General features: G+C 62.7%; 10 protein-coding genes. 6 read left to right on the top strand and 4 right to left on the bottom strand.

The annotated features are described in order from the left end of the window. Nucleotides 1-78: 78 nt before the first annotated feature. From NQ559_RS06075 to NQ559_RS06090, 4 genes are all read right to left on the bottom strand, one after another. Nucleotides 79-858, bottom strand: coding sequence for an SGNH/GDSL hydrolase family protein (locus NQ559_RS06075; RefSeq protein WP_018695713.1), 780 nt, complete (start codon nucleotides 856-858; stop codon nucleotides 79-81). A 174-nt stretch (nucleotides 859-1,032) separates the two neighbouring features. Continuing rightward, complete coding sequence (nth, locus tag NQ559_RS06080; RefSeq protein WP_018695712.1) at nucleotides 1,033-1,683, bottom strand: endonuclease III; 651 nt, start codon at nucleotides 1,681-1,683, stop codon at nucleotides 1,033-1,035. Continuing rightward, nucleotides 1,680-2,612: a glycosyltransferase gene (locus tag NQ559_RS06085; RefSeq protein ID WP_018695711.1), complete on the bottom strand. Its 933-nt coding sequence runs from the start codon at nucleotides 2,610-2,612 to the stop codon at nucleotides 1,680-1,682. Before NQ559_RS06085 ends, nth begins: the two co-directional genes overlap by 4 nt. A gap of 7 nt (nucleotides 2,613-2,619) precedes the next feature. Beyond that, nucleotides 2,620-5,157 (bottom strand): ATP-dependent helicase, encoded by a 2,538-nt coding sequence (locus NQ559_RS06090; RefSeq protein WP_018695710.1) that lies wholly within the window; start codon nucleotides 5,155-5,157, stop codon nucleotides 2,620-2,622. 510 nt (nucleotides 5,158-5,667) lie between these two features. Here NQ559_RS06090 and NQ559_RS06095 point away from each other — a divergent pair. The 6 genes from NQ559_RS06095 (at nucleotide 5,668) to NQ559_RS06120 (ending at nucleotide 11,539) form a co-directional block, all read left to right on the top strand. Continuing rightward, nucleotides 5,668-6,666, top strand: a complete 999-nt coding sequence (locus tag NQ559_RS06095) for an AAA family ATPase (protein WP_018695708.1) — start codon at nucleotides 5,668-5,670, stop codon at nucleotides 6,664-6,666. Between the two features lie 2 nt (nucleotides 6,667-6,668). Further along, nucleotides 6,669-7,553 (top strand): DUF58 domain-containing protein, encoded by an 885-nt coding sequence (locus tag NQ559_RS06100; protein WP_018695707.1) that lies wholly within the window; start codon nucleotides 6,669-6,671, stop codon nucleotides 7,551-7,553. Then, on the top strand, nucleotides 7,550-8,524 hold the full coding sequence (locus NQ559_RS06105) for a hypothetical protein (RefSeq protein ID WP_018695706.1): 975 nt from the start codon (nucleotides 7,550-7,552) through the stop codon (nucleotides 8,522-8,524). Before NQ559_RS06100 ends, NQ559_RS06105 begins: the two co-directional genes overlap by 4 nt. 12 nt (nucleotides 8,525-8,536) lie before the next feature. Further along, nucleotides 8,537-9,346, top strand: coding sequence for a TPR repeat aerotolerance protein BatC (batC, locus tag NQ559_RS06110; protein ID WP_018695705.1), 810 nt, complete (start codon nucleotides 8,537-8,539; stop codon nucleotides 9,344-9,346). A gap of 12 nt (nucleotides 9,347-9,358) precedes the next feature. Continuing rightward, entirely contained in the window at nucleotides 9,359-10,351 is a 993-nt protein-coding gene (locus NQ559_RS06115; protein ID WP_018695704.1) for a vWA domain-containing protein, read from the top strand. Nucleotides 10,352-10,513: 162 nt separating this feature from the next. After that, nucleotides 10,514-11,539: a vWA domain-containing protein gene (locus NQ559_RS06120; protein WP_018695703.1), complete on the top strand. Its 1,026-nt coding sequence runs from the start codon at nucleotides 10,514-10,516 to the stop codon at nucleotides 11,537-11,539. Nucleotides 11,540-11,766: the final 227 nt, after the last annotated feature.

Below are 11,766 nucleotides of genomic sequence, written 5' to 3' on the forward strand. Positions count from 1 at the left end.
CGGCAAGGCCGGCGGGCGTCCAAGATCCGAAAAAACCCGCGCTTGTCGAAGCGCGGGCATGAATCCGTACAAATCCGATTACCTTTTTATATTCAGCAGCGTGAGGTTTTCCAGCACGGTCTGCTGCGCCACACGCTGGATGTATTCGGCCTGTTCGGCCGGGAAGTCCAGCGTGCAGGCGGTCTGGTAGGGCTTGCCGTAGATCGTGGTGAAAATCACGTTCGCGGCCAGGTAGCTGCCCAGCGGCCCGGGGTGGAAACAATCCTGCGCATAGAGCACGTAATCGGGCCTTTCGGCACGCACCCGGCGCCATGCCATGCCCACGGGGGCACACCACGCGTCGTTGTCGTAGGCCATTTCGAGGTAGCTGGTAATCAGCCGTTCCTGCATGGTGCCGTAGCTGTTGGCGGGCGGGTACTCCGGAATCGGGAAGCGGTTGCCGTTCTTATGCCCCCACGTCATGTAGAAGATCACACGGGCATCGGGCGACGCGACGTGCACCAGGCTGTCGAGCGTACGCGCCGCAGGGTAGACTTCCCGTGCGACCTGTCGGGTCGGCATGGCCGGTGCGGAACTCTGCTCCTGGAGGATGACGTAGTCCCAGCCGCCCGCGGCGATGGCGTCGAGCAGTTTCTGGTTTTTCAGGTGGCCGGAAAGGCGCTCGCCGCCCTTGAGGAAGCGCGTACAGGAGAGTTTCACCTTCTGCGTGGCGGCGATCTGCCGGACGGTGGACGGCATGTCGTTGTAATAGGTATAGCTGTTGCCGACCCACAGCACCCGCAGCGAATCGGTGCCACGCGCCTGCGTGAAAAAGGGCACGAACAGCAACAACAGGAATTTCAGGACGATCTTGGTCATAGGTCTGAGGTTTGGATTGGGTTGATCTGTTTTTTTGTGTTCAGGGTGTTCCCGGCGGCCGGATCATGCCCCGCGCGGGAGGCGGGTCGTACCGGGCGGGACCGTCGACCGGAGAACGAACCGTCCCGGCAAAGCCTCCCCGGGCAAATGCCCCAAAACGTCGGGGGGGGGCACCTACCCTTTCGTCCGGTGGTCGGCGGCGTACTTGCGGCACCAGGCGGCGATCCCGCATTCGCCGCACTTGGGGCTGCGCGCCATGCAGACATAACGCCCGTGGAGGATCAGCCAGTGGTGGGCGAGCGGCAGCAGGTGCGAGGGGATGTTCTTTTCGAGCGTCAGCTCGGTCTGCAACGGAGTTTTCGAATTGGTCGTCAGCCCGATACGGTTCGAAACACGGAAGACATGCGTGTCCACCGGCATCACCTCCTTCTGCCACAGCACGGCGCCAAGCACATTGGCCGTCTTGCGCCCCACACCCGGCAGGCGCTGCATCTGCTGCAGGTCGCTCGGCACCTCGCCTCCGAACTCTTTGCACAGCATACGCGCCATGCCCGCGAGGTTGCGGGCCTTGTTGTTCGGATAGGAAATGCTTCGGATATAGGGGTAAATCTCCTCGGCCGTGGCCTTCGCCATTTCGAACGGCGTGGGGAAGCGCTCGAACAGGGCGGGCGTAGTCATGTTGACCCGCTTGTCGGTACACTGCGCCGAAAGGATCACGGCCACGAGCAACTGGTAGGGATCCGTATAGTGCAATTCGCTCTCGGCCACGGGCATGTGCTCCGAGAACCAGGCGATAACGCCGTCGTAACGCTCTTTGGTAGTCATAGTCGTTGTTTTTTACGTCGGAACAAAATCTTCTTCACGAGGAGCCCGCAGCCTTCGGGGCAGAACAGCAGGCGCGGACAGGCAGCCACGTCGCGGCGCCACCGGGCGAGGTATTCGCCGACGGAACCGTTCCAGGAGAGTACCCACAACGCGACCGAACTGCGCCGCCGCAGGATGCGGAAACGGTTGCGGCGTGCACTGTAACGGGCATCGAACCACAGGCTTATGTCCATCAGGGAGTCGCAGAAGGCGATCCGGCGGGGATATTCCGTGCTATGGCTCACGCTCTGCGGCAGGCGGCGGTGCACCGCCGTGATGACCGGGAGGTAGCGGATCCGGCTGCAGGCCGCGAACCAGAGCCACATCGGAGCGTCGTCGGTAAGCCATTCGGGATGTTCCCCGGGGCGCACCTCGGCATAGTAGCGGGCGATGAGGTCGCGGCGCGCCAGCGTGGCGCAGTTGGCGATGGTGAGCCGGCAGAGCAGGCGGTCGAAATCGGTAAAATGCTCCTCGTGGTCGGGTTCGGTGAGGCCGGTGTTCTGGTAATAGTTGCTGGCGCGCGTATAGCACATCCCGCACGAGGGGTCGGACTCCAGCAGGTCGGCCTGCATCTGCAACTTGCGGGGGTCGCTCCACCAGTCGTCGCCGTCGCAGTAGGCCACGTATTTCCCGCGGCAGGCCTCGAACGTGCGGAGATAGTTGGCACGCCAGCCCACGTTGCGCTGGCCCGTGACGAAACGCACGCGGCCGGGGTATTTCGCCGCGTATTCGCGGCAAATAGCGGCCGTGGAGTCCGTACTGCAATCGTCGCCCAGCACCAGTTCGACGTCAAATGAGGTCTCCTGCGCCAAGATGCTTTCGACAGCCTGGCGGAGGTAAGCTTCGTGGTTGTAAGTGGTCATGCAGACCGATACGAGCGGGGTTTCCATAGCCGGATCAGAGTTTGGTCAGTTTGGCGAATTTAGCCAGCAGGGTCTTTTCGCCCGCGCCATCGAAGGCCACGACCAGCTTGTGGTCGGTGGCGAGGGTCTCGATGCGCTGCACGATACCCACGCCGAACTTGGGGTGCTCGACGCGCTGCCCCACGGTATAATCGCCGCTGACGGGCATCGCCTCGCCCAGGGGCACGCCGCCGTCGGCCGCCTGCCGCACACCGATGCGGCGCATGCCGTCGGTCGAGGGGCGCGGGATCTGGACGAGCGCCGGGTCGGGACGCCCCTGCGGGCGGGCGTCGCGGGGTGCCGCAGCCCGGGCGAAACGCCTTGCAGGGCCGGATTCGCCGTCGGAGGGGCGGCCGCCGAAATTGCCGCGGCCGGGGTTGCTGCCCGGCCGGCCGCCGCCATTGTTCCTGCCCGCAGCCTGCTGTTTCTGCTGGAAACGGTAGTCGAAGCGGCGGCGCAGTTCGTCGATGGCCGAAGGCGCTGCCCCGTCGGGCGAGCGGTGCGGACGGGCGTCGTCGGTGTCGGAACCGAAGTCGGCCCTGACATATTTCGGGTCGATCTCGCGCAAGAAGCAACTCGGGCGCGAGAACTCCATGTTGCCCCACTTGAAACGCATCTCGGCGTAGGAGATCGTCGCCTCGACCTTGGCCCGGGTGAGCGCCACGTAGAACAGGCGCCGCTCCTCCTCCATGCCGTCGGGCGACTCAGCGGCCCGCTGCGAGGGGAAGAGGTTTTCCTCCAGCCCGACGATATACACGTATTTGTATTCCAGCCCCTTGGCCGAGTGGACGGTCATCAGCGTCACCTTGTTGCGGTCTTCGGGGTCGTCCTTGTCCATGTCGGTCACCAGCATGACGTTCTGCAACCACTCCTCGATGGTCGCCTCTTCGTCCTGCGGACGCTCCCCGTTGCGGATTTCGGCGTCGCACCGCTCCTTGAACTCCTGCATCGAGTTCAGCAGCTCCTCGATATTGTCCAATGCCGAGGTCGCCTCGGGGGTATTCTCGGCGCGGTAGGCCGCGAGGATGCCCGAGCGGGTGGCGATCTCGAGCCCGAAGTCGTAAAGCCCCTTCTCGTTGCGGGCGAGCGACAGCGAGCGGATCATCGCCACGAAGTCCGCCACCTTGCGGGCGATGGTCTTCTGCACGGGATCGGCGGCCGGCTCGGCGACCAGCGCGTCGACCGCCTCCCACATCGAGACGCCCCGCTCGGCGGCCAGCTGCGCGATGCGCTGCACGGTCGTGTCGCCGATGCCGCGCGTCGGATAGTTGACGATGCGTTTGAACGCCTCGTCGTCGCGCGGGTTGATCACCAGCCGGATATAGGCCAGCATGTCCTTGACCTCCTTGTGGTCGTAGAACGAACTGCCCTTGTAGATGCGGTAGGGAATGCCGCGGCGGCGGAGGTTATCCTCCAGCACGGCCGACTGGTTGTTGGTGCGGTAGAGGATCACCGCTTCCGACCAGTCGTCGCCCGTCGAGCGGACTTTGTCGCGCAGGTCGGAGACCACTATTTCGGCCTCCTCGCGGTCGGTATAGGCCTTGAGGATGCGGATCGGCTCACCCACGTCGCCGGCCGAGAAACAGTGCTTCTCCATGCGCTTGGAGTTGCGGACGATGACCGAATTGGCCGCATCGACGATCGTGCGGGTCGAGCGGTAGTTCTGCTCAAGCTTGAAGACCTTGGCCGCAGGAAAATCCTTCTGGAAGGAGAGGATGTTCTCGATCTTGGCACCGCGGAACGAGTAGATCGACTGTGCGTCGTCGCCCACGACGCAGACCCGGGAGTGGAGCTGCGACAGGCGGCGGATGATGACGTACTGGGCGTAGTTGGTGTCCTGGTACTCGTCCACCAGGATGTATTTGAACAGCTCCTGGTAACGCGCCAGCACGTCCGGGGCGTCGCGCAGCAGGATGTTGGTCTGCAAGAGCAGGTCGTCGAAGTCCATCGCGCCGTTGCGCTTGCAGCGCTGGCAGTAGATATTGTAGACATTGCCGAACTCGGGGATCTGCGCCTGCCGGTCTTCGGCGGCATAGACCGAGTTGGCGAGGTAGGCGCCGGGCGTCACCAGGCAGTTCTTGGCGTAGGAGATACGCGACGCGATGAGGTTGGGCTTGTATTTCTCGTCCGCGAGGTTCAGTTCGCGGACGATGGTCTTGATGAGGTTCTTGCAGTCCGAGGGCTCGTAGATCGTAAACGACTCGGGAAAACCGATCTTTTCGGCGTTCTCGCGCAGGATGCGCGAAAAGACCGAGTGGAACGTACCCATGCGGATATAGCGGCTGCGGTTATCAGGGATCATCTGCGCGATGCGCTCGCGCATCTGCTGGGCGGCCTTGTTGGTGAAGGTGAGCGCCAGGATGTTGAAGGGCGCCACGCCCTGCTCGATCATATAGGCGATGCGCGCGGTCAGCACGCGCGTCTTGCCCGAACCGGCGCCGGCAATAATGAGCGACGGGCTGTCGTAGTTGACCACGGCAGCGAGCTGTGCGGGGTTCAGGCCTTGCAGTATCGGAGATTCTTTGGGTTCCATGGCTGCAAAGTTAATACTTTTTCGCAAGCCCTCTCCGAAAAGGCGCGCCTTTCTCCGAAAAGGCCGCAGGGACGGCGCCCAAGGATGGCGCACGGGGCAAACCGAAGGATGGCGCAGATGAAGGCGGGGCAAGAGGCACGTGCAAAGCGGACGGAGCGGACAAATCCCGGAAGCAAGGCAAGGGAAACGGAGGAGGGACGGGGCGGGAAACGGTGGAGGGGTGGGTGGGCAGGCCGGAAGAAGAGAAGCCGCACGGCAAAACCGGGAGAGGAGGGAAAAGCGCCGAAACCGCGCCAGAGCCCCGCCCCGGTCGTTTCGGGGGACGGGATTATGGGCAATCCGGGCGGAAATGAAAAAAATCCCGGAAAAAATAATATCTTTGCATTACTTTCGTTAAGAGGTTAAATCCGACGACAATACGGCAGCGTTTGCGCCGGGCGGATGCGGAGGCTGCGGGCAAGAGTGCCCGGCGCAGGGTATGAAGCATGAAATTCAACATATAATAAAACAATGAGCGAAGTCATCAACATCAAAGAACTCAACGAGCGGATCGAACGCGAATCGGTATTCGTCGATACGCTCCGCACGGAAATGGGCAAGGTCATCGTGGGGCAGAGCCATCTGGTCGACACGCTGCTGATCGGGCTGCTGTCGAACGGACACATCCTGCTGGAAGGCGTGCCCGGACTGGCCAAGACGCTGGCCATCACCACGCTGGCAAAAGCCGTGGATGCCGAATTCTCGCGTATACAGTTCACCCCCGACCTGCTGCCGGCCGACCTGATCGGTACGCTGATCTACTCGCAAAAGAACGAGGAGTTCGTGGTCAAGAAAGGCCCCGTGTTCGCCAACTTCGTGCTGGCGGACGAGATCAACCGCTCCCCGGCCAAGGTGCAGTCGGCACTGCTCGAAGCCATGCAGGAGCGGCAGGTGACCATCGGCGACCAGACCTACCCGCTGCCGCAGCCGTTCCTGGTGCTGGCCACGCAGAACCCCCTGGAGCAGGAGGGTACCTACCCGCTGCCCGAGGCGCAGGTCGACCGATTCATGCTCAAGGCCAAGATCTCCTACCCCAAGAAGCAGGAGGAGCGCGACATCGTGCGCATGAACCTCTCGGGCGCTGGCATGCCTCAGGTCAACAAGGTCATCTCGCCCGAGGACATCATCAAGGCCCGCAAGGTCGTGGAGGACGTCTACATGGACGAGAAGATCGAGAAATACATCATCGACATCATCTTCGCCACGCGCGAGCCGGCGGAATACAACCTGCAGAAACTGCAGAACCTGATCGCATACGGAGGTTCGCCCCGTGCGTCGATCTCGCTGGCGAAGGCCGCACGCGCCTACGCCTTCATCCGCCGCCGCGGCTATGTCATCCCCGAGGACGTGCGCGCCGTCTGCCACGACGTGCTGCGCCACCGCATCGGCCTGACGTACGAGGCCGAAGCCGAAAACATCACCTCGGAAGAGATCATCACCGACATCCTCAACAACGTAATCGTACCCTAACGATGCAGCAGACCGAGAACGATATTCTGAAACGCGTCCGGAAGATCGAGATCAAGACCCGGGGTCTTTCGAACGAGATCTTCGCCGGAAAGTACCATACGGCTTTCCGCGGACGGGGCATGTCGTTTTCCGAAGTCAGGGAGTACCGTGCGGGCGACGACGTGCGCGATATAGACTGGAACGTGACGGCGCGCTCGCGCAAACCCCACATCAAGATCTACGAGGAGGAACGCGAGCTGACGATGATGCTCCTGGTCGACGTCTCGGCATCGCGCATGTTCGGCACGACCGAACGCCTGAAGAAGAACATCATCACCGAGATCGCCGCCGTGCTGGCTTTTTCCGCCGCACAGAACAACGACAAGGTGGGCTGCATCTTCTTCTCGGACAAGGTCGAGAAGTTCATCCCCCCGAAGAAGGGGCGCAGCCACATCCTGATGATCATCCGCGAGCTGGTGGGATTCCGGCCCGAATCGGCGGGGACGAAGCTCTCGGAGCCGGTGCGGTTCCTGACCAACGTCAACAAGAAACGCTGCACGACCTTCATCCTCTCGGATTTCATGGACTCCTCGAAGGACAGGGCGGCGCTGGACGACGCGCTGAAGATCGCCGGCGGCAAGCACGACCTGGTGGGCATACGCGTCTACGACCCGCGCGAAACGGAGTTGCCGGACGTGGGAATCGTCGAGATGAAAGACGCCGAAAGCGGACGTAAGGTCTGGGTCGACACCTCGTCGCGCGCCGTGAGGGAGCATTACGCCGAAAAATGGCGGCAGCGCAGCGCACAGATCGAATCGACGCTCAAGCACAACCGCATCGACACGGCGATGGTCTCGACCGAGGGCGACTATGTGTCGGAACTGATAAAACTGTTCAAACAGCGATGAAACGACTTTTTGCAATAGCGCTGCTCCTCGCGGGCGCAGCGGCGCGGGCCCAGTCCGACGTGCCGCAGGTCACGGCGCACATCCAGCCCGACAGCGTCATGATCGGCGACCGTTTCGACCTGATGGTCGACGTCGAGAAAGACCTGGTGCAGGTGGTGCAGTTCCCCGAATTCGAGGACAAGCCGGGAAGCGCCATCGAACTCTACAAGGAGCATCCGGTCGACACGCTCGAACGCGACGGCCGCCATCTCAAACTCCGCAAGCGCTACACGCTGGCGGCGTTCGAGGAGGGCAAGTGGAACCTCGGCCGCCCGGCGGTGCTCTATGCCGACAAGAACATCGTCGACACGCTCTGGGCGCGCGACTCGCTCTACCTGGAGGTAGCCACTTTCCAGATCGACTCGACATCGCAGTCGATCTACGACGTGAAACCCCAGTGGAACCTGCCGTTCCGGTTCGGGGAGGTCAGCGGCTACGCCCAATGGGGCGCGCTCGCACTCGTATTGCTGCTGGCGGCGGCCTATGCGCTGAAGCGCTACCTGGAGAGCCGCGGCAAACGCCTCGGCGACCTGTTCAGGCCGTCACCGCCCCAGCCGCCGCACGTCGTGGCGATCAAGGCGCTGGAGGCGCTGCACCACCAGAAGCTGTGGCAGAACAACAAGCATAAGCAATATTATTCGGCACTGACGGACATCCTGCGCACCTACGTCGCGGCACGGTGGGGCTTCGGCGCCATGGAGATGACCTCGGACGAGATCATCGAGACGATGCGCGCGGAGGAACTGCCCGACAAGGCCCGGATGGATCTGACGGCGATCCTGCGCGACGCCGACCTGGTGAAGTTCGCCAAGGCGACGCCCGAAGCGGAGCAAAACGAGGCCGACTACCTGAAAGCCTACTATTTCGTCGAGGAGACCAAGGTCGCCGAGGCGGAGGAGGAAACGGAAGAGCAGGAGCCGGCGAAAAACTAAAATGCGTGACAGATGTATAAACTCATATACACAGCGGTATTCCTCCTGGCCGCGCTCGGGGCTTCGGCACAGAACATGCCCGAACGCAGCGAGGTGCGGCGCGGCAACCGGCAATACAACAAGGGCAACTACGAGAAGAGCATCGAACGTTACGAGCGGGCGCTGGAGGCCGCACCGGAGTCGTTCGAGGCGACTTACAACCTCGGCAACGCCTTCTACAAGGCCGAACGGTTCGACAAGGCCGAGCAGACCATGCGCAAAGCTGCGGCCGACTCGCTGCGTGCGGACGGGGAGCGTGCCGAAGCGTTCTACAACCTCGGCAACGCCCAGTTCAAGCAGCAGAAATACAAGGAGGCGCTCGAAAGCTACAAACAGTCGCTGCGGCTGAATCCTGCAGACCAGCAGGCCAAGTACAACTACGCCTACACCAAGCGCCTGTTAGACGATAACAAGGACGGCGGCGGTGGCGGCGACGACGACAAGAACCAGGACAAAGACCAGAACCAGGATCAGCAGCAACAGGGCGGCGGACAGGACAAACAGGACGGCGACCGGCAGCAGGACGACAAGGGCCAAGAGGGCGATGACCAGGAGCAGCAGGGCGGCGACCAGGAACAGCAGGGCGACCGGCAGCAGGATCCTTCGCAGCCGGACAAGGAGGGCGAAGGCGACCAGGAGGGGCAGCAGCAGCCCGTTCCGGCAGGTATCTCCCCGCAGGAGCAGGAACAGATGCTCGATGCCATCCAGGCTCAGGAAGACCGCACGCAGGACAAGCTGAAGGAGAAACAGGGCGTCGTCGTCCGGGGAACGAAAAACTGGTAAAACACAAGGACTATGCATTTCGCATCACCATACTATCTGTGGCTGCTGACGGCACTCGTACCGATGGCCGGCTACTACGTCTGGCGGACGTTGCAGGGCGGGGCGGCGATACAGATCTCGTCGGTCGACGGTGTCGTGCGCGCCCCGAAGACCATACGTTATTACCTGCGGCACCTGCCGTTCGTGCTGCGTGCGGCGGCATTCGCGCTGCTGGTCGTGGCGCTGGCGCGCCCGCAGGACGTGGAGCGGCTTTCGCACACGAACACCGAGGGCATCGACATCATGCTGGCGATCGACGTCTCGGGCTCGATGCTGGCACGCGACTTCCGGCCCGACCGCATCACGGCGGCCAAGGAGGTGGCCGGATCGTTCATCGCCGACCGCTACGGCGACCGGATCGGACTGGTGGCATTCGCGGGCGAGGCCTTCACGCAGAGCCCCCTGACCACCGACCAGGGGACGTTGCAGACCCTGTTGTCGCGCATCCGCAGCGGCCTGATCGAAGACGGCACGGCGATCGGCAACGGCCTGGCAACGGCAATCAACCGCCTGCGCGAGAGCGAGGCCAAGTCGAAGGTAATCATCCTGCTGACCGACGGCGTGAACAACCGCGGCGAGATCGCACCCCAGACGGCGGCCGAGATCGCCAAGGCGCAGGGTATCCGCGTCTACACGATCGGCGTCGGCACCGAGGGCATGGCGCCCTACCCCGCCGTGGACATCTACGGCACGCCCACGGGCGGCACGGTGATGGCCAAGGTCGAGATCGACGAAAAGACCCTGCGGTCGATCGCCCGGATGACGGGCGGGGAGTATTTCCGCGCCACGGACAAGGCCAAGCTGAAAGCCATTTACGACCAGATCAACCAACTGGAAAAGAGCAAGGTGGAGGTTACGGAACACGTCACCTACCACGAACAGTACCTCATGTGGGCGCTGGCGGGACTGCTGCTGCTGTTCGCAGAGTTCCTGTTCACGAACCTGGTGCTCAAACGGATACCCTGACGGGCACCACGCCCCGGACGCCGGCAAAGCCCTCCCTTTGCCGGAAGGAGGATTGCGGAGGGAATGTCGCTGTCCGACAGGCACCCCAGGTGCCTTAATGCAAACCCGGCGGGTCGGACAGGGACAGCAAACGGGAAACAATACGCCGGGCAGGCATTCGTTATGTTCAGATTCGCAAATCCGCAATATCTCTGGCTGCTGCTGGCAATACCGGCACTGGTACTGATCTTCTGGGCAGCGGCGGCACGCCGCCGCAAAAGGCTCGCACGCTTCGGGAACCCCGAGGTGCTGGAGGAGCTGATGCCCGAGGTCTCGACCGGGCGCACCGCGCTCAAGTTCATCCTTTTCTGCACGGCCGCCGTCCTGCTCATACTGGCCGTGGCACGCCCGCAGTTCGGATCGAAGCTCCGCGAGGAGAAGGCGCAGGGCGTGGAGATGATGCTCGTGGTGGACGTCTCGAACTCGATGCTGGCCGAGGATTTCGAACCCAACCGGCTCGAACGCACCAAATATGCCATCAACAAACTTTTCGACGGGCTCAGGCAAGACCGCGTGGGGCTGATCGTCTTCGCCGGGGAACCGAAGGTACAGCTGCCCATCACGTCGGACTACCGCATGGCGAAGGCCTTCGCCAAGCGCATCGACCCGTCGCTGGTGTCGGTACAGGGCACGGCCATCGGCAAGGCGCTGTCACAGGCGCTGCTGTCGTTTTCGGGCGAAACGGAGGAGACGCACAGCCGGGTCATCATCCTGGTGACCGACGGCGAGAACCACGAGGACGACGCCCTGGCGGTAGCCAAACGCGCCGCGGAGATGGGCATACGCATCTACACCATCGGCATCGGCACGCCCGAAGGCGCCCCGATCCAGATCGGCGGGGAGTTCATCAAGGACGAGAAGGGCGACATGGTCGTCTCGAAGCTCGACGAGAAGATGCTCTCCGAGGTGGCCGGGATCACGGGCGGCGCCTACGTGCGTTCGACCAAGCAGTCGATCGGCCTCGACGAGATCGTAAAGAGCATCAACGAAATGGAACAGACCGAGTTGTCGATGATGCGTTTCGAGGAGTTCAACGAGCAGTACCAATACCTGCTCATCGCAGCGCTCGTGCTGCTGCTGGCGGAGTTCCTGCTGCTCGACCGCCGCAACCCGCTGCTGGCGCACCTCAACATTTTCCGCGAGAAGTAACCGGAGGGGAGGGGTGCCTGCGGGCAGGCACAGGACGGATGCAGGGATAAGCCGGGACAAGGACGAAAGGGGCGCAAGGTCGGGCGCATCGCGGGAAGGAGCCCCGATCCGGACAGCATCGGGGAGGTGCAGCCGGATCGGTGCAAGGAGGCCGCAAACCGACGGAAGGGGCGCGTCGTATCCTCAAGAGGCCGTCCAAAACCCCGAAAAACAAAAAATCACCCCTG

Source organism: Alistipes onderdonkii (assembly GCF_025145285.1).
In the GTDB taxonomy this organism is placed as follows: domain Bacteria; phylum Bacteroidota; class Bacteroidia; order Bacteroidales; family Rikenellaceae; genus Alistipes; species Alistipes onderdonkii.

What these genes read in the sequence shown, in the direction of transcription:
- NQ559_RS06075 (WP_018695713.1), bottom strand. Translation starts at nt 858, where the DNA reads ATGACCAAGATCGTCCTGAAATTCCTGTTGTTGCTGTTCGTGCCCTTT.
- nth (WP_018695712.1), bottom strand. Translation starts at nt 1,683, where the DNA reads ATGACTACCAAAGAGCGTTACGACGGCGTTATCGCCTGGTTCTCGGAG.
- NQ559_RS06085 (WP_018695711.1), bottom strand. Translation starts at nt 2,612, where the DNA reads ATGGAAACCCCGCTCGTATCGGTCTGCATGACCACTTACAACCACGAA.
- NQ559_RS06090 (WP_018695710.1), bottom strand. Translation starts at nt 5,157, where the DNA reads ATGGAACCCAAAGAATCTCCGATACTGCAAGGCCTGAACCCCGCACAG.
- NQ559_RS06095 (WP_018695708.1), top strand. Translation starts at nt 5,668, where the DNA reads ATGAGCGAAGTCATCAACATCAAAGAACTCAACGAGCGGATCGAACGC.
- NQ559_RS06100 (WP_018695707.1), top strand. Translation starts at nt 6,669, where the DNA reads ATGCAGCAGACCGAGAACGATATTCTGAAACGCGTCCGGAAGATCGAG.
- NQ559_RS06105 (WP_018695706.1), top strand. Translation starts at nt 7,550, where the DNA reads ATGAAACGACTTTTTGCAATAGCGCTGCTCCTCGCGGGCGCAGCGGCG.
- batC (WP_018695705.1), top strand. Translation starts at nt 8,537, where the DNA reads ATGTATAAACTCATATACACAGCGGTATTCCTCCTGGCCGCGCTCGGG.
- NQ559_RS06115 (WP_018695704.1), top strand. Translation starts at nt 9,359, where the DNA reads ATGCATTTCGCATCACCATACTATCTGTGGCTGCTGACGGCACTCGTA.
- NQ559_RS06120 (WP_018695703.1), top strand. Translation starts at nt 10,514, where the DNA reads ATGTTCAGATTCGCAAATCCGCAATATCTCTGGCTGCTGCTGGCAATA.